The 16382-nt window shown below is 70.2% G+C and carries 16 protein-coding genes and 2 tRNA genes; 8 read left to right on the forward strand and 10 right to left on the reverse strand.

What is annotated here, in order from left to right:
* The gene (locus FF096_RS22260) at positions 1 to 681 is read right to left on the reverse strand and encodes a YdcF family protein (protein WP_309223766.1); all 681 of its coding nucleotides are present in this window, start codon (positions 679 to 681) and stop codon (positions 1 to 3) included.
* 146 nt (positions 682 to 827) lie between these two features.
* Positions 828 to 1625 carry a DeoR family transcriptional regulator gene (locus FF096_RS22265; protein ID WP_155221503.1) on the reverse strand — a complete coding sequence of 266 codons (798 nt, stop codon included), beginning with the start codon at positions 1623 to 1625 and terminating at the stop codon, positions 828 to 830.
* A gap of 522 nt (positions 1626 to 2147) precedes the next feature.
* On the opposite strand from FF096_RS22265, the gene FF096_RS22270 reads away from it, so the two are divergent.
* Complete coding sequence (locus FF096_RS22270; RefSeq protein ID WP_155221504.1) at positions 2148 to 3035, forward strand: hypothetical protein; 888 nt, start codon at positions 2148 to 2150, stop codon at positions 3033 to 3035.
* Here FF096_RS22270 and FF096_RS22275 read toward each other — a convergent pair.
* Both FF096_RS22275 and FF096_RS22280 read right to left on the reverse strand, forming a co-directional pair.
* Positions 3028 to 3450 carry a DUF4326 domain-containing protein gene (locus tag FF096_RS22275; protein WP_155221505.1) on the reverse strand — a complete coding sequence of 141 codons (423 nt, stop codon included), beginning with the start codon at positions 3448 to 3450 and terminating at the stop codon, positions 3028 to 3030. The two genes, FF096_RS22270 and FF096_RS22275, sit on opposite strands and share 8 nt — an antisense overlap.
* A 153-nt stretch (positions 3451 to 3603) precedes the next feature.
* Positions 3604 to 3676: transfer RNA gene (locus tag FF096_RS22280), tRNA-Lys, on the reverse strand.
* A gap of 187 nt (positions 3677 to 3863) precedes the next feature.
* On the opposite strand from FF096_RS22280, the gene FF096_RS22285 reads away from it, so the two are divergent.
* Both FF096_RS22285 and FF096_RS22290 read left to right on the forward strand, forming a co-directional pair.
* Positions 3864 to 5117 (forward strand): Ig-like domain-containing protein, encoded by a 1254-nt coding sequence (locus tag FF096_RS22285; protein WP_155221506.1) that lies wholly within the window; start codon positions 3864 to 3866, stop codon positions 5115 to 5117.
* Between the two features lie 125 nt (positions 5118 to 5242).
* Positions 5243 to 6547 carry an Ig-like domain-containing protein gene (locus tag FF096_RS22290; protein WP_155221507.1) on the forward strand — a complete coding sequence of 435 codons (1305 nt, stop codon included), beginning with the start codon at positions 5243 to 5245 and terminating at the stop codon, positions 6545 to 6547.
* A 99-nt stretch (positions 6548 to 6646) separates the two neighbouring features.
* On the opposite strand, the gene FF096_RS22295 is transcribed toward FF096_RS22290, so the two are convergent.
* Together FF096_RS22295 and orn are read right to left on the reverse strand one after the other, a co-directional pair.
* Positions 6647 to 6722: transfer RNA gene (locus tag FF096_RS22295), tRNA-His, on the reverse strand.
* Between the two features lie 142 nt (positions 6723 to 6864).
* On the reverse strand, positions 6865 to 7455 hold the full coding sequence (gene orn, locus FF096_RS22300; RefSeq protein ID WP_155221508.1) for an oligoribonuclease: 591 nt from the start codon (positions 7453 to 7455) through the stop codon (positions 6865 to 6867).
* Positions 7456 to 7528: 73 nt separating this feature from the next.
* Between orn and FF096_RS22305 the strand changes: the two genes are divergently transcribed.
* A complete protein-coding gene (locus FF096_RS22305) occupies positions 7529 to 8830 on the forward strand; it encodes a glycosyltransferase 87 family protein (protein ID WP_375335371.1) in 1302 nt (433 codons plus the stop codon).
* 129 nt (positions 8831 to 8959) lie between these two features.
* Here the strand turns inward: FF096_RS22305 and FF096_RS27555 are convergent, their stop codons facing one another.
* The 3 genes from FF096_RS27555 to FF096_RS22320 form a co-directional block, all read right to left on the reverse strand.
* Entirely contained in the window at positions 8960 to 9871 is a 912-nt protein-coding gene (locus tag FF096_RS27555; RefSeq protein WP_155221509.1) for a hypothetical protein, read from the reverse strand.
* A 140-nt stretch (positions 9872 to 10011) separates the two neighbouring features.
* Complete coding sequence (locus tag FF096_RS22315; RefSeq protein ID WP_155221510.1) at positions 10012 to 10767, reverse strand: YcnI family protein; 756 nt, start codon at positions 10765 to 10767, stop codon at positions 10012 to 10014.
* A 14-nt stretch (positions 10768 to 10781) separates the two neighbouring features.
* Complete coding sequence (locus FF096_RS22320) at positions 10782 to 12437, reverse strand: copper resistance CopC/CopD family protein (protein WP_375335372.1); 1656 nt, start codon at positions 12435 to 12437, stop codon at positions 10782 to 10784.
* A 362-nt stretch (positions 12438 to 12799) separates the two neighbouring features.
* Here FF096_RS22320 and FF096_RS22325 point away from each other — a divergent pair, with 362 nt between their 5' ends.
* The 4 genes from FF096_RS22325 to FF096_RS22340 are packed head-to-tail and all read left to right on the forward strand — an operon-like array spanning position 12800 to position 15573.
* Positions 12800 to 13303 (forward strand): sigma-70 family RNA polymerase sigma factor, encoded by a 504-nt coding sequence (locus FF096_RS22325; RefSeq protein ID WP_155221549.1) that lies wholly within the window; start codon positions 12800 to 12802, stop codon positions 13301 to 13303.
* Complete coding sequence (locus FF096_RS22330) at positions 13300 to 13797, forward strand: MauE/DoxX family redox-associated membrane protein (protein WP_155221512.1); 498 nt, start codon at positions 13300 to 13302, stop codon at positions 13795 to 13797. Before FF096_RS22325 ends, FF096_RS22330 begins: the two co-directional genes overlap by 4 nt.
* The gene (locus FF096_RS22335; protein WP_155221513.1) at positions 13790 to 14506 is read left to right on the forward strand and encodes a thioredoxin domain-containing protein; all 717 of its coding nucleotides are present in this window, start codon (positions 13790 to 13792) and stop codon (positions 14504 to 14506) included. Before FF096_RS22330 ends, FF096_RS22335 begins: the two co-directional genes overlap by 8 nt.
* Positions 14503 to 15573: a hypothetical protein gene (locus FF096_RS22340; RefSeq protein WP_309223767.1), complete on the forward strand. Its 1071-nt coding sequence runs from the start codon at positions 14503 to 14505 to the stop codon at positions 15571 to 15573. Before FF096_RS22335 ends, FF096_RS22340 begins: the two co-directional genes overlap by 4 nt.
* 37 nt (positions 15574 to 15610) lie before the next feature.
* Here the strand turns inward: FF096_RS22340 and FF096_RS22345 are convergent, their stop codons facing one another.
* Positions 15611 to 16381, reverse strand: coding sequence for an ABC transporter ATP-binding protein (locus FF096_RS22345; protein WP_309223768.1), 771 nt, complete (start codon positions 16379 to 16381; stop codon positions 15611 to 15613).
* Position 16382: the final 1 nt, after the last annotated feature.

A 16382-nucleotide genomic window follows, 5' to 3' on the forward strand; every position in this document is an offset into this window, starting at 1 on the left:
TCAGATCAACCGGCTCGTGTAGCCGACTGCCACCAGGCGCTCGAAGGCCGCCCGCACCTCGTCCGGCATCTCCTGCGGGATCGCGAACCCGCGCTCGGCGTACACCTCGATCCGCTGCGTGTCGCCGACCAGCATGTCCACCACCCGCCGCGGGTCGCCAATGCTGCGCACGTAGTCGTCCAGTTTTAGTGGATTCGAGGCGCACACCACATCGACCTCCGGCCAGATCAGCCTGCAGGTGGCGTAGGCCCGACGCTGTTGGTAGGGCCGCGACATGATCAGCACCGACTTCACCGGAATCTGGTGTTCGGTCAGGAGCTGACGCGAGTACTCCAGGTTCTGAGCGGTGTTCGTGGCACGCGGCTCCACGAGAATCGCTTCCCCGGGTACGCCCTGCTCGATGGCGTACTCGCGGTAGTGCACTGCTTCTCCACGCGGAAAACGCTCGACGGTCGTCGGGGCGTTCGCGCCGGTGAACACGATCCTGGGGAACAGGCCCTCGTGAAACAAGCGCGTCGCGATGACAGCCACCCCGAGGTCATGACTGCCCAATCCGATCCCCACGTCGCACGGGCGCAACTCGTGACGCATGTCGTGGTAGCGCCACAGCGTCTCCACATCAGCCCGGATCGCGTCAGGGATCGCCTCGGCAGGTGCCTCTGCATGCCGGTTCATCAGCACCTACCAGGTCCGGTCCGCGCTGGTTCCCTCATGCCGCCAGCGTAGGGCTAGCAGGGCAGCAGGACGCCGCTGACTCCAGCACCACGCCGCTGACCTCGTCAGGACCAGAGGGCTGGCGGCGGCCAAGGCATCCCGAAGGGGTGCGGTCAGTATCCGACCTCGACGAGGCAACGCCTGCCGCCTTCGCCCGGCACCTGCCACACCTGCTCGTCCGGCCAGTGGCGATACAACAGCTGCCGTGTGGTCGTGGCGACAGCGTTCGGCAGCGGCCCACGAAACAGGTCGGCCTGCAGTCGTTCCTCCCGCTCGGCGTCCTGCGCGATCAGCAGAACCGCCCCGACCGCCACCAGCCGGTCCGCACGCCGGTAGCCGGCCAACAGTCCACCCAGCCCTGACGCCGGCCGCTCATGCTCAGCGACAACGTCGCCGACCGGGCCACGGTCGACGTGTACCAGGAACCGCAGGCACCGCCCGTCCTGCAGCCATATGCCGTAGCCATCGGCCCGCAACTGCGCGAGGTCGTGCTGGCGCAACCATGACGAGGTCTCCATCGTCGCCAGCCACTGGAACAGCTCGCACCGCCCCGGGTTGCGCCGCGACACCTCGATCAACGGCAGGAACAGCAGGGCATCCGCCCTGCCGGAGGGCCGCTGACCCAACCGCAGCGGAACCGGCCGCCCCGACGCCGTCAGGGCGCGGCGGAGCACCTCCGTCCCCTCGGCCGTGACCTCGTACCACCAGGTGTGGGTCCGGTCCTCCGGCGAGCGTTCACGGCGCACCAGCCCCGCCTCGTGCAGCCACACCAGGTCGCGGTGGGCCGTCAGCCGCGACACCGCACAGACGAGCGCCACGTCCAGCGTCGACGCGGAACCGTGCTGCGCCAGGTACGACAGGATCCGCCACCGCCGCGGGGACAACCGCCGCGCGGCACCCTGGTCGCCCATCCCCTGATGATCCCTCCGAGCCCCGGCGGTCCGACATCCTGTTTCCCACAGCTGCAACAGAGAGTGATCGATGCTTTGACCGGGAGATCGGAAGTTGGGACCGCCGTGGCCGGAGACAGCGCCCGCCGTGGGCCGTTGGGCCAGGCGTCGGCGAGCCGTGCGAGCACCCACATACCCAAACCGTGGTTTTGGGCCGATTTTGGAGATCACTGTTCAATGAATCAGCCGAAGAGCTGAGGACGAAGGAAGCGAAGCGGTTAAACCGGGCCACCAAAAGTTGATCTCCACGGAGTGCACCGCACTGCGGTACCGATCGCCAGAAACGCCTGACGCACGCCTTCCCGGCTCGGCGATGAAGCGCCACCCACCGAGACAGTGGTTACTGAAAGTGATCAATTCAGGAGGACTCTCCGCGCCAGCGTTCGGCTGGGCAGCCGCCTTCGCCCCCGGCCGGCTAGCGCCAGATCCCCAGATGTGAGACTGTCTATGTAACTAACAGTGCATGTTCAGCTGCGTTGAGCAATGTGGGTGGTTCCGTTGGAACAGCTTCCGTTGTGGGGACCGAGCACCGACGAAGAGCCGAGGCCGAAGCCAGTCCTGGCACGACCAGCAAAACTGCGCCTCCTGATCACGGTGAAAGCGGCACCCAACCCCTCCGCGCGGTACGGGGAGACGGTCTGCGTCGGGGCACTGGGCATAGACCCACCCTGGACGGGCTGGATTCGCCTCTACCCGGTCCACTATCGAGACCTCGACGACGACGGCAAGTTCCACAAGTACGACATCATCTACGTCGACGCACTGCCAGCCAGGCAAGACCAGCGACGCGAGAGCTGGAAGCCGATCGTGGACACCATCACCACCGAACGGCACCTCGCCAGTCGGCAGTCGCGTCGAAACCTCCTCGATCCACTCGTCGAAGACTCCATGTGCCGGCTCAACAAACAGGCCCGCGACGACCCGAGCGCACGATCGATCGCACTGATTCGCGTGGCCGACATCTCGGCTCTGCAGGTCAAGCGACATCCCGGATGGTCGGCGGAGGATCGCAGGAAGATCACTGGCTACCTCAACCAGCTCGACCTACTGGAACCGGCGAAACGCAGCCCGCTTCAAGCACCACGCTTCACCGGCGCCTACCGCTACCGCTGCGCGGACCGTCAGTGCCGCGGTCACCAGCAGACACTCTGGGACTGGGAGTTCGTCGCCCTACAACGTCGCCTGGGCCAGCTCACCGACCCGGAGGCCGAGGAGCAGCTGAAGAACAGGTTTCTCACCCAGCTCTGCGCCGCCGACCGCGACGTCGCCTTCTACGTAGGCAACCAAGCGGCAAGACCGCAGTCCTTCAGCATCGGCGGCGTCTACGCACCGAGACGGCCCACCGCCCGGTACCGGCTGCACGTCAACTAATGACGTCGGCCAGCACGTCGGCATGGCACGCATCCTCGACCCGACACCAGCACGCCAACTGCTTCCCCGCGAGTTCCCGACGCGCCCGGTCAACAAGGGCCGGCTGCCCCACAAGCCACTGCCGATAGAGGCGTAACGCCTCCGCCCGATCATGCTTCCGCAGGCTAAACGGATTGGCCCAAGGAGAACGCCGCAACCCGAACCCCTGCCGCCCCACGTACACGGCACCCGGTGGTACCACCGGGTGATAGAGATCCCCCTGCACACGAACCCGAGGCTGTCCCCCCACGCCGCCAGCGTAATCGGCGACGACCGGCCCCGCGTGGATGCTCAAAGGAAGCGCATCGACGCCCGGACTGGCGGATGCTCCAATGACCACGGCCCGATGCAGGCTGGCCACCTCAGAGATGACCATGAGGGCAGTCGTCCACGGAACAACCACATGTCCCAGCAACCCCGGCCCGGTCCAACGGCTCCCGAGCACCCACCGAGCGACCACCCACCACCCACGTACACGAAAAAGGCCCCGGCCCGGTGTGAACCACCAGGCCAGGGCCTTGATCGCCTGTGCGCCGCCAGGGACTCGAACCCCGAACCCGCGGATTAAGAGTCCGCTGCTCTGCCAGTTGAGCTAGCGGCGCTCGCTGACAACGGGGAGAACCTTAGCACGCACCCTGAACCGGGTTCCAATCCGATCCCCGGGTCCTCCCTTCGGTCGAGCTTTCCGGACATCTGACGAAAACCGTTCGCAAAGGGTGGGACCGAGGTGATGCCGGACGACAGCGATACGGCACGATGTCCGCCAAGTGCGCAACGACAGGGGTGGGGATGGGCAGGTTCGCGCGGGCCGGGGCGTTGTTGGGCGCCTTCGGGCTGGTGGCGTCGCTGGCATTGTCGGGTTGCGGTGAGAAGCGGGCGGCGGCCGAGTTCGTGCCGGGCCAGCAGGCTGGCCCGACGGATGCGGGGACGTCGGACACACCGCAGGTGCCGAGCGGCCCGCCGCTGGCGGTGACTCCTGCCGACGGGGCGAAGAACCGGCCGGTCAGCGTGGAGATCGGCGCGAAGCTGCCGGACGGTGGTCAGGTGTCGCAGGTCACGCTGAAGAGCGAGGACGGCAAGTCGGTCAAGGGCAAGCTGCGTACGGATGGATCGTCCTGGGTGCCGTCGGCGCCGCTGAAGTGGTCGACCCGCTACACCGCCACCGTGTCCGCAACGAGGCCGGACGGCTCGGTCAGCGAGGGAACGAGCACGTTCACCACGATGGCCAAGCCGAATTCGATGATCACCTCGGGGTTGTACCTGTTCGACGACCGGACGTACGGGGTGGCGATGCCGGTGGTGGCGGAGTTCCACCCGGGCATCCCGAAGAAGGACCGGGCCAAGGTGCAGAAGCGGATGTTCGTGCAGACGGATCCGCCGCAGCCGGGTGCCTGGCACTGGGTGAGCAACGGCACGCAGGCGTACTACCGCGCCCCGGAGTACTGGAAGGCCGGGACCAAGATCACCGTACGCATCGCGCTGGCCGGCATTCCGCTGAGCAACGGCCGGTACGGCAACGTCGACCGCAACGCCACTGCGAAGATCGGCTCCGCGTTCGAGATGAAGGTGACCAACTCAGACAAGCAGATGCGGGTGTACCAGGACGGACAGCTGATCAAGACGCTGCCGGTCAGCCTGGGCAAGAAGAAGACCCCGTCGTCCAGTGGCACGCTCGTGGTGATGGAGAAGAAGGAAGCCACCGTCTTCGACACGATGGACGACCCGGACCCGGCGAACCGGTACGTCACCGACATCCAGTTCGCCCAGCGTCTCACCTGGGGTGGCGAGTACATCCACGCGGCACCCTGGTCAGAGCACGTCCAAGGGCGGGAGAATGTCTCCCACGGCTGCGTGAACGTCTCGATGGCGAACGCGCGCTGGCTCTTCAAGCGTACGAAGATCGGCGATCCGATCACCATCACCGGCACCGAGCGCAAGCTGGCGGCGGGTAATGGTTGGACCGCGTGGAACCTGAGCTGGTCGGAGTTCGTCAAGGGCAGTGCGCTGCCAGTTCCGGACGGTGGCGCAGGTCCGGCTATATAACCGGACAAAGTATGTCACTATCCGGACATCCCGCTCCACGTGTTTCGGTTCACTCGCCGCAACGGGTACGTGAGTTGATGCGTCAGTGATGTGGACGGGCAGCGGACCACGACTGTGAGGACACGATGCGAGTTCGGGACCAGCGCAACCGGCAGAGGGTGATCGTCGCGGGCCTGCTCGCCGTGACGTTGGCGCTGACCTCCGCCTGCACCGGCGGCGGGAAGGGTGGCGACAAGGGGCCGGGCTGGCAGGACGGCGCCGATCAGCCGGCCGCGAAGGCGTCGGTGAGCATCAGCGAGCCGGCGGCGGGCGCCAAGGACGTGCCGGCGTCGGCGGCGATCGCCTTCACCACGGAGCAGGCCGAGGACGTCACGGTCAAGCTGACCGACGCCGAGGGCGAGGAGGTCGAGGGCACCCTCGCCGACGACGGCCGCAGTTGGCTGCCGTCGAAGGCGTTGACCTACGGCACCTCGTACACCGCCACCGTCACGGCGACCGGCGACGACGGCCTTCCGGCGACCGCGACCAGCGATTTCACCGTGATGAAGAAGCCCGCCAAGCAGGTACGCATCAGCAGCTTCCTCGGTGACGACCAGACGGTCGGGGTGGCCATGCCGCTCATCGTGAAGTTCGGTCGGGCCATTCCGGAGCAGTACCGCGCCGAGCTGCAACGCCGGATGACGGTGACCTCCCAGCCGGCCCAGGAGGGCATCTGGCACTGGGTCAGCCCCACCGAGGTCCGGTACCGGCCGAAGGAGTTCTGGCAGGCCGGTAGCAAGGTGTCGTACCGGGTGCAGGCCGGCGGGCTGCCGCTCGGCGACGGGTGGTACGGCCGGGCCGACCTGACGGTGGACATCACCATCGGGCGGAAGCTGCTCATGACGGTGGACAACCGGACCAAGCGGATGACCGTGACCCGGGACGGCGAGACGATCAAGACGATCCCGGTGAGTCTGGGCAAGAAGAGCACCCCGTCCTCCAGCGGCACCATGGTGGTGATGGAGAAGCTGCGCAAGACCGTCTTCGACACGTACGACGAACTGGGCCCCGAGGACGGCTACCGGACGAAGATCGACTACGCGCAGCGGCTCACCTGGGGTGGCGAGTTCATCCACGCGGCGCCCTGGTCGGAGGGGCAGCAGGGCACGACCAACGTCTCGCACGGCTGCGTGAACGTCTCCATGGCCAACGGCGCCTGGCTGTTCAACAACACGAAGGTCGGCGACCCGATCATCGTCAAGGGCACCGAGCGTAAGCTGGCCAACGGCAACGGCTGGACCGACTGGAACCTCAGCTGGGAGGAGTACGTCAAGGGCAGCGCCCTGCCGTACGAGCCGGCGGAGCCCGAGGAAGCCGACGAGCCCGAGGAAGCCGACCAGACCGACGAGATCGACCCGGACGTCTCGGCGGGCGACACCCCGATCACCTGAGCACCCGCGACGGCGGTCTTCCCTGTTGGGAGGCCGCCGTCGCCTCCACTACCGGCCGGAATACGACTCAGGCCCCCTCCGCGGAGGGGGCCTGATCATTGGGGTGACTGATGGGAATTGAACCCACGACAACCGGGACCACAACCCGGTGCTCTGCCAACTGAGCTACAGCCACCATGACGCCGCGCCCGGTCGAACGCCCGGGGCGGGTGCGCTGAAATCATACCCCCACCACGGGCGACCCCGTCCAGCGGGTTGCCGCCGGGCCGCGACGCGGCGACGTGAGCACGCCAGCACGGCCCCGGACGACCTGTCAGTCAGAGTTCTCCGGCGATCGCCTTGGCGCTCTCCACGTCGGGCCCGGGCAGGGGCACGAAGATGGTGCGCCGGTAGTACTCCAGCTCGCGAATGCTCTCCCGGATGTCGGCCAGGGCCCGGTGTGCCAGGCCCTTCTGCGGCTGGCCGAAGTACACGCGGGGGTACCAGCGGCGGCACAGCTCCTTGATCGAGGAGACGTCGATCATGCGGTAGTGCAGGTGGGCGTCGAGGCGGGGCATGTCCCGGGCGATGAAGCCACGGTCGGTGGCGATCGAGTTGCCGCAGAGCGGGGCGGTACGCGGGTCCTTGACGTGGCGGGTGACGTATTCGAGCACCCGCTCCTCGGCCTCGGCGAGGGTGACCGTGGAGCGGCGTACCTCTTCTGTCAGTCCCGACTTGCCGTGCATCGTCCGCACGATCTCGGGCATCGCGTCGAGCGCGGCGTCGTCGGCGTGGATCACCACGTCGACACCGTCGCCGAGCACGTTGAGATCGGGATCGGTGACCAGTGCGGCGACCTCGATCAGCTTGTCGCCCCGAAGGTCGAGCCCGGTCATCTCACAGTCGATCCAGACGAGAAGATCAGCCATCGCAACAGCCTACGCGCAGCCCAAGTCTCGTGGCTGCGCGCCGCCACGGTCACCGAGCGCTAGGGTCTTCCCCGTGCCCGCCGAACCTGCCACACCACCCAGCGTCGACCTGGACGATCCGGGTAGCCGTACGGCTCGTCGGGTCGTGGGAGCGGTGGCGTTGGCGGCGGTCCTTCCGGCCCTCTACCTGCCCGGGACCATTCACAATTTCTTCGACCTGAAGATCTACATGGCCGCCATGGACTGGTGGGCGGCCGGCAACCCGCTCTACGACTACGCCCAGCCGGACCGGGTGCAAGGCGAGTTGTTCTTCACCTATCCCCCGTTCGCCGCGCTGCTGCTGTTGCCGTTCTCCTGGTTGAAGCTGGGCGCCACCGTGGCGATCTTCACCGGGCTGACGCTGCTCGGCGTGGTGGTCACCACGAAGTGGCTGCTGGACCCGGTGATCCGTCGGCACCGCCTGCCGCACCTGTTCACCCTCGTGGTGGGTGTGCTGCTGGTACTCGGCGTGGAGAGCACCCGGGAGACGATCACCTTCGGGCAGATCAACATGCTGTTGGTGGTGTTGATCCTGGCCGACCTGCTGTTCGCCGTACCCCGGGACAGCCGTTGGGCCGGGGTGGGGATCGGGTTGGCGGCGGCGCTCAAGCTGTTCCCGGCCATCTTCGTGGTCTACCTGCTGGCCACCCGGCGGTGGCGGGCGGCGGTGGTGGCCGGGGCGACGGCGGCCGGGGCGACCCTGTTCGCCGCGGCGGTCGCGCCCGGTGACTCGTGGCGGTTCTGGACGCACGAGTTGTGGGCCACCGATCGGGTCGGCCGCACCGACTACACCGGCAACCAGTCGCTGTTCGGGCTGCTGAGCCGACTCACCGCCCCGGAGGAGCCGAGTCGGCTGCTCTGGCTGCTGCTGGTCGCGGTGGTCACCGGGTACGGCCTGTGGCGGGCGGTCCGGGCGTCGCAGGCCGGGGACGCGCTGACCGGGCTGACCCTGACCGGGCTGGTGGCGGCGTTGATCAGCCCGATCACCTGGACGCACCACATCTACTGGTTCATCCCGGCGGTGGTGATCCTGCTGGACGCGGCGTTGGGCACCGACCCACGCACCGTCGCGGGGGCGCGCCGACGCCGCCGGCTGGTCACCCTCGCCGTCGGCGTCACGGCGATCATCGTGTACGGGGTGGTGTCCTTCTACGACTGGGGCATCAAGCCGTCGCCCACCGACAGCCCGTGGGAGTTCCTGCTCCGCAACGCGTACGTGTGGCTCTGCCTGGTGTTGCTGGTGGTCCTGCCGGTGCGGGGCCGCGTCCGAGGCACTCCGGCGGCAGCCCACAAAGTCGGACACACTTCCCGAGACTCCCATTCGACGGTAATCTAGCCCCAGGGTTACCAAAAACCCCACGTACACCGATACCCCCGGTGAAGGGCGGCCCTCCGCGTCGGCAGCGCGGAGGGCCGCCCGCACCGTCTCCGCGCCTCAGCCCGCCGCGCTGGCAGGCGCGCCGGGTCAGCGGGGTGGGGTCGGAGGGCGTAGCGGGCGAGGGGCCGTGGGGGTCGGGATCTCGGCGAGGCTGGCCGGGCGGGGGCCGATCGCGGGGCGGTTCGGCGCGGCCGGTGCCGCCACCGAGACGAGTTGACGCTCGGGAACCCGGCGGGGGCCGGGTGGCGTCGGGGCGCCCAGGCCGGTGAGCGAGCTGACCCCGAGTCGCCCCGCGAGCACCGGCACCTGGTCCGGCTCGACCACGAAGACCACCTCGCGGGGGCGGATCGGCCGCAGCAGCACCAGCGCGGCGAGGACGACCAGCAGCGTGCCACCGGTGAGCGAGCCCCAGGTGGCCGGGGCGATCCAGCCGGCACGGAGTTCCGCGCGCAGGTCGAGGGTGACTCCGGCCGCGCCGTCGGGCCGCATCAGCACCAGGCTCAGCCGCTGCCCGGCCAACTCGTCGGGGCTCCACTCGATCACCCCGTACCCGGCGCGTACCCAGAAGGTCTGCGCGACCGGCGCGGCCGGGACGCTCGGCGGTGTCCCGTCGGCCGGGGTGACCTGCTCCAGCCGGACCGGCAGCGGGCCCCGGGCCAGCGACACCCGCAGCACCGCCGCGTGCGGCGCGCCGGTCAGCCACTGCTGCGCCTCCTCCGCCGGGGCCAGCCCGACGAAGGCCGGTCCGTCGGGCGTCCGGGCGTCCAGCCGCAGCCGGGCCTGCCCGCCCCGGGCGAACGGCACCTCCTGTCGTACCAGGGTGTCGAGGTCACCCACCACCACCGCGTGGCCCGGTGTCTGCACCGTCTCGAAGCGGGCGGTGAACGCGCCGCCGGGGTCGGCGTGACCGGTCAGCAGACCGAGCACGGCCGCGCCGAGCAGCGCGCAGGTGCCGACGGTCAGCAGCAGCATTCCGGTCAGCGTCCACACGAAACGCATGCGCCCTGTTCCCCTCTGTAGCCAGATACCCGGCCGACCTTACCCACGCCGACCTGCTGATCAGCGGATATCCACGGCAGCGGCCCAGAAAGCGGGCAGGCCCGCCGGGATCACCCGACGGGCCTGCGGGGCGATGACGCTCAGGAGGTCGCCGCCGGGTCGCTCGTGGCCGCACCGCCGGCGCGGCGGGTACGGGCGAAGGCCAGCCCGCCGAGCACCAGCCCACCGAGTCCGGCGATCAACCCGGCGATGCCGAGGCCGACGGCCAGGCCGTTGCCGTCGGCGTCACCGTCGTCGGAGGCCGCCTCGCCGGACTGGCCGGTCGGCTCCTCCGTCGGCGTGTCGGAGGCTGCGGTGAGGGTGAGCACCGGCGCCGGTGCGGCCGGCTCCTCGCCGCCGGACTGCGGCTCGTCGATCCAGCGGACCACCTCACCGTCGGAGTAGGTCTGCAACGACTTGAAGACCATCTGGTCGACCTCGGGCAGCGGGCCCAGGGAGACCGGGAACTCCTGGAAGGTGCCGGGGGCGATGGCCGCTCCCTCGTCGGCGGTCCAGGTGATCTTCGATACCACCTCGGTGATCTCGCTGCCGTGCACCTGCACCGGCGGGTCGACCTGTCGCTTCTCCACGTTCACCGTCCAGCCGGGCACCGGCATGGTCGACACCGAGCCGACCGGTGCGTTCTCCGGCAGGAAGACCTCCAGCTTGGTGGTCGACGCGGTGTCGCTCTCGTTCGGTACCCGGAAGGCGAACCGTCCGTAGCCGCCCTGTTGCGCCTCCCTCGGGTTGACCGTGACGTGTGCCGAGGCCGGGGCCACGAAGCCGAACACGGCGGTGGCGACGGCGCCGAGCGTCAGGGCGGCGGCGGTGGCTACGAAACGCCGGTGACGGAGCATCGATGGAACCTTTCTTATCGGATGGGCACGGTGGCGGTCACCGTGGCCTGGTCGATCTCGGTGGTACGTGCGGTGACCCGCAGTTCCCACTCCCCCGCTGCGGGCAGACTGATCTCTCCGGTGGCGTGGTTGTCGGTGAGCGGCAGCAGCGGCACCTGGATGGGCTCGATCCCGGCCGCCGGCAGGGCCACGGTGACCTGCCACTCGACGACCGGCTGCGGCTGGTTGTCCAGCGTGTACGCGTACAGGTGCACCGAGTTGTTGCCCCGGCGTGCCGGTGACACCTCGATCTGCATGGAGTAGAGCGAGCTGGTCGCCGTGGTGCTGAAGTAACCGCTGTCGGTGGCGGCCACGTCGGTGGCCACGCTTCGGGCGGGAGTCGTCTGGACCAGGGTCGCCGACACGCCCAGCACGATCGCGGTGATCGCCAGCTCGGCCCAGATCGCCCGGCGTACCGGGGCCGGTCGGCTGGCCGCGACGCGGGTGCGTACCAGGTGGCGAGAGTAGGCGGCAACCCCGATGACCAGCGCGAAGAGACCGATCTTGGCCAGGACCAGCCGCCCGTACGTGGTGTTCACCAGCGCCGCCGGGGTGGCCACCTCGATCAGCGCCTGGACGGTGCCGGCAAGCAGCAGCGCGGAGACGGCCAGGGCCGCCCACCGTGACCAGATCGGCAGGATCGCCCCGAGTTCCCGCTCGTCGGCCCGGCGCAGCAGGAACACCGCGAGCATCATCAACCCACCCAGCCAGACGGCCATGCCGCCCAGGTGCACCGTGTCGACCAGCACCGACACCGCCGGGGCGGGCGAGGCGGCCGGATGCCCGGACAACGGCCACGTGACCAGCGCTCCGGCGGCGAGGACACCGAGGATCACCAGATCCGTCCGGCCGACCGGCCCGGCCAGCAGCGGCCGGAGCAGCAACGCCGTCGCGGCCAGCAGACCGAGACGGACCAGGTGGGCGGCGCCGAAGGCGCTGCCGAGCACCAGGCCCAACCCTTCGCCGGTGATGTCGAACAGTCCGCCACCGTTGGTGTAGGGCACCTGGAGCAGCAGTGCCGCGACCGTGGCCAGCGTCACCAGCCCGAGGCCGGTCCAGGCCAGCCGGGCCGGTCCACGCCGGGACAGCCGGCGCGGCCAGAGCAGCGCGAGCACCAGCGCGGACCCGATGACCAGCAGCAGCCCCGCGTAGCCGACGAACTTGGCGACCTTGACCGCGGCGCCGACCACCGGGTTGGCCTTCCCGTCGTCACCGCTGTCCACCGGGGGCTCGGAGGGTGCGCCCACCGAGTAGGTGAACGCGCCGGAGACCGGGTGGCTGTCTGCGGAGATCACCCGATAGGTGACCAGGTAGGTGCCGTTGCCACGGTCGGTGTCGACCGGGATGTTGACCACGCTGCCGGCGAAGGTGGGCTCACCCCGGTCCGCCCGAGACCCGTCCGGCGCGATCACCCGGATCCGGTCCGGCACCTTGCGTACCGCCTCGCTGAAGGTGAGCACCACCTCGGCGGGCGGGGCGGGCACCACGGCTGAGGCGGCCGGGCTGCTGCTGGAGAGCACGGCGTGGGCGCTGGCCGAGGTGGCGGGGACGAGCAGCAGGGCCACGACGGTGACCAACAGGCCGGCGGTCGCGGCCAGCCGGGCGAAACGGCGGCGATGGACGGCAGTCATGACGCCCATGGTCGCCGACGACACCCGCCCAAGGCGAGTCACATGCATCGATTGACGGCGATTGCCCATGATCGAGCGCGAGCGCGCGAACACCGGGCCGGGAGTCATGAGCAGATAGTCGGCCGGCAGCACGGAAAAGTTCCCGGAGTGGTGCACCCCATTGAAGGGTCGAAGGACCCTGCTGCTCACCGTGCCGCCGCGTAACCTCAGTTGTCGTGATCCCCGCCCCGCGCAACACCTCCGCCGCCGCCGAGACCGTCGGCGCGGACCGTGCCGACGGTCGCCACCGGGGGCCGCGACAGGGGGAGCCGGGACGGACGACTCCGGCGGAGCCGACCGTCGACCCGGCCACCCGGTGGGCGCTGGCCGCTCGGGATGGCGACCCGGCCGCCCAGGCCGCCTTCGTGCGCGCCACCCAGGCCGAGGTGTGGCGCTTCGCCGCAGCGCTGATCGATCCGGACAGCGCCGACGATCTCACCCAGGAGACCTACCTGCGGGCGTTCCGCGCGCTGCCCGGCTTCGCCGGCCGGTCCAGCGCGCGCACCTGGCTGCTCGGCATCGCCCGGCGGGCCTGCGCCGACCACCTCCGCACCGTGGTACGACGCCGACGACTCGACCAACGGCTCAGCGCGCACGCACACACCGACGTGCCGCACCCCGACCCGGCCGGTCAGCTCGGCGCCACCGACCTGGTCCGCCGGTTGACCGCCGAGCGGCGCGCGGCGTTCGTGCTGACCCAGTTGCTCGGCCTGTCGTACGCCGAGGCCGCCGTGGTGGAGGGGGTGCCGGTCGGCACGATCCGTTCCCGGGTGGCTCGGGCTCGGGCCGAACTCGTCGACGCGGTCGGTGAGGCGTTGGCCGGATGAACAGCAACCCGCGCGCCTGGCGTCCCTGGCTCGGTCTCGCCGTCCGGCTCGGGTTGGCCGCCGTCTGGCTCTGGGCCGGCTGGTCGAAGGTCGGTGACCTGGCCGCCTCCGGTCGGGCGGTGAACGCCTACCAGATCCTGCCGTACGACGTGGCGATGGCGGTCGGCGCGGCGCTGCCCTTCGTCGAGTTGGCGCTGGGCGTGCTGCTGGTGCTCGGACTGGCGACCCGGTTGGTCGCCGGAGTCTCCGCGGCGCTGCTGCTGGTCTTCATCGCCGGCATCGCCTCGGCCTGGTCGCGGGGGCTGGCCATCGACTGCGGCTGTTTCGGGGTGGGTGGCGAACTGCCGGCCGGAGAGACCCCCAGCTACCTCCCGGAGATCCTCCGGGACATCGGCTTCCTGGCATTGGCCGGGTTCCTGCTGATCTGGCCCCGCACCGCCGTCTCCGTTGACGGCGCGCTGACGGGCGAACCGGTGGAGGACGAGGATGAGTAGTCGCAAGGGACGCAAGGACGCGGCCCGGGTGGTCAGGGAACAGCTGGCCCGGGAGCGACGCCGCAAGCGAACTCTGTGGATCTCGGTGGGCGCGGTGCTGGTGCTGGTCATCGCCGGTCTGATCGGCTGGAGCGTCTGGTCGAGCCAGAAGTCCGGCGACTTCACCGCCCCGCCGGGCGCCAACGACTCGGGCACCGGCATCGTGGTCGGTTCCGGGCCGGTGACCGTCGACATCTACGAGGACTACCTCTGCCCGGCCTGCAAGCAGTTCGAGCAGACCAGCGGCGCCACCATCGAGCAACTCGTCAACGACGGCAAGGTCCGCGTGGTGTACCACCCGGTGGCCTACCTCAACCGCTACTCCAGCACCGAGTACTCGACGCGGTCGTCGGCGGCGTCCGGCTGCGCCGCCGAGGGCGGCAAATTCACCGAGTTCGGCAAGGCGCTGTTCGAGCGGCAACCACCGGAGGGCGGTGCCGGACTCAGCAACGACGAGCTGATCGACATCGGTGCCGAGGTCGGGCTGGACCGCGACGCGTTCGGCAGCTGCGTCCGCGAGGGACGGTACCGGTCGTGGACCGCGCACGTCACCGACGAGGCGAGCCGCGCCCGCATCACCGGCACGCCGAGCATCCTGGTCGACGGGGAGCCGGTGCGGGACTGGACGCCGGAGAACATCACCGCGGCGGTGGAGGCGGCCGGCAGGTGACACCGCTCGCCCGGGCCGGGCTGCTGCTCACCGGCACGATCACGGCGATCCTCGCGACCGCCGCCCCCGCCCTCGCCCACGGCGCGGACGCGCCGAACGGCACGGACTACCGGGTGTCCGTCACCGGGGTCACCCCTGACGGCACCGACCTGCGGGTACGGGTGATCGAGGCGGGCGCCCGGCTGGAACTGACCAACACCGGTGACACGCCCGTAGAGGTGATCGGCTACTCGGGTGAGCCGTACCTGCGGGTGGGACCGGACGGGGTCTACGAGAACACCCGTTCACCGGCGACGTACCTCAACCGCACGATCGTCGGAGACACCGCCCTGCCGGCCGAGGTCGATCCCGCCGCCGAGCCGCGATGGCGGCGGGTGGACAGCGGGACGACGGCACGTTGGCACGACCAGCGGGCGCTGTGGCGCGAGGCACAACCGCCCGCCCAGGTCCGTGCCGCCCCCGACCGCGAGCACCGGGTACGCGACTGGGTGGTGCCGCTCCGCCATGCGGACGGGCCCTCGGAGATCCGGGGCACCCTCGACTGGGTACCGCCGCCGGACGCGTACACCTGGTGGGTGGGTGCCGTCGTCGGGGCGCTGGCGGTCGGTGCGCTCGGAGTGCTGCCGGCCGCCTCCGCCCCCGGTCGGCGGGCGCTGGCCGCCATCGGCGGGGTGCTCGCCGTCGGCGGGGTGGCCGCGGTGGCGCTCGCCGTCGGGCGGGCGTTGGACGGCGGGGCCGAGGGGGGCGCGGTTCTGCCGGCGCTGCTGACCGGACCGTTGTGGACTCTGGTGACCGGCGTCGGCGCGATCGTCGCCGGTGCCCGGGTGGTGGTCGCCGAGCGGTCCCACGCCGACTTCGTCGTGGCGCTCGCCGGTGCCTGCCTGGCCCTGTTCGCCGGGGTGCCGAACGTCGCCGGGTTCGCCCGTGCGGTGCTTCCGACGCCGTGGCCGCCCACCGTCACCCGGATCCTGGTCGTCCTCGTCGTGGTGGGCGGGGCCGGGGCACTGGCCGCCGCGTTGCTGCGGCTGCACGCCGCCGGTCGGCGCGCGCCCGCCGGCACCTCCTGAGCGACGACCGCTACCGATCCGCGCCGTCGGTGGGGGGCTACTCGTCGGCCGGGGCTCGTCCCCGGATCGGGCGGAACGGGTAGGGCAGTTCGAGGCGGTGACGGGCGAGCAGCTCCTCGTCGTCGAGCAGGACCGGTGTCGGTCCGTCGGCCACGATCCGCCCGCCGTCGAGGATGACCGAGCGGTCGCAGAGTTCGAACGCGTACGGCAGGTCGTGGGTGACCATCAGCAGGGTCACCGGCAGGCTACGCAGGATGTCGGCCAGTTCCCGCCGGGCTGCCGGGTCGAGGTTGGACGACGGTTCGTCGAGGACCAGGATCTCCGGGCGCATCGCGAGCACGGTGGCCACCGCCACCCGGCGACGCTGGCCGAAGGAGAGGTGGTGCGGCGCCCGGTCACGGTGTCCGGACATGCCGACCGCGGCCAGTGCCTCGTCCACCCGGGCGGCCAGTTCCGGCCCGCGCAGCCCGAGGTTGGCCGGCCCGAACGCCACGTCCTCGGCGACGGTGGGCAGGAAGAGCTGGTCGTCGGGGTCCTGGAAGACGATGCCCACCCGGCGGCGGATCTCCGCCAACGTCGCCCGGTCCTGGTCGACGGCGAGGCCACCGACCACGACGTGCCCCTCGCTGGGGGTCAGGATGCCGTTGAGGTGCAGCACCAGCGTGGTCTTGCCGGCACCGTTGGGGCCGAGCAGTGCGACCCGCTCGCCCTTGGCCACCGTCAGGTCGATGCCGTGCAGTGCGACATGGCCGTCCGGGTAGGCGTACCGGACGCCACGCACGTCCAGGCTCGGTGGGGTGGGCTGCACG

Origin of the sequence: Micromonospora sp. CP22 (genome assembly GCF_009712475.1) — a bacterium.
In the GTDB taxonomy this organism is placed as follows: Bacteria; Actinomycetota; Actinomycetes; order Mycobacteriales; family Micromonosporaceae; genus Micromonospora.

Bases quoted from the DNA above. Each gene is read 5' to 3' on its own strand.
- FF096_RS22265 (WP_155221503.1), bottom strand. From the start codon at position 1,625: ATGGGCGACCAGGGTGCCGCGCGGCGGTTGTCCCCGCGGCGGTGGCGG.
- FF096_RS22270 (WP_155221504.1), top strand. From the start codon at position 2,148: ATGTGGGTGGTTCCGTTGGAACAGCTTCCGTTGTGGGGACCGAGCACC.
- FF096_RS22275 (WP_155221505.1), bottom strand. From the start codon at position 3,450: ATGGTCATCTCTGAGGTGGCCAGCCTGCATCGGGCCGTGGTCATTGGA.
- FF096_RS22285 (WP_155221506.1), top strand. From the start codon at position 3,864: ATGGGCAGGTTCGCGCGGGCCGGGGCGTTGTTGGGCGCCTTCGGGCTG.
- FF096_RS22290 (WP_155221507.1), top strand. From the start codon at position 5,243: ATGCGAGTTCGGGACCAGCGCAACCGGCAGAGGGTGATCGTCGCGGGC.
- orn (WP_155221508.1), bottom strand. From the start codon at position 7,455: ATGGCTGATCTTCTCGTCTGGATCGACTGTGAGATGACCGGGCTCGAC.
- FF096_RS27555 (WP_155221509.1), bottom strand. From the start codon at position 9,871: ATGCGTTTCGTGTGGACGCTGACCGGAATGCTGCTGCTGACCGTCGGC.
- FF096_RS22315 (WP_155221510.1), bottom strand. From the start codon at position 10,767: ATGCTCCGTCACCGGCGTTTCGTAGCCACCGCCGCCGCCCTGACGCTC.
- FF096_RS22320 (WP_375335372.1), bottom strand. From the start codon at position 12,437: ATGACTGCCGTCCATCGCCGCCGTTTCGCCCGGCTGGCCGCGACCGCC.
- FF096_RS22330 (WP_155221512.1), top strand. From the start codon at position 13,300: ATGAACAGCAACCCGCGCGCCTGGCGTCCCTGGCTCGGTCTCGCCGTC.
- FF096_RS22335 (WP_155221513.1), top strand. From the start codon at position 13,790: ATGAGTAGTCGCAAGGGACGCAAGGACGCGGCCCGGGTGGTCAGGGAA.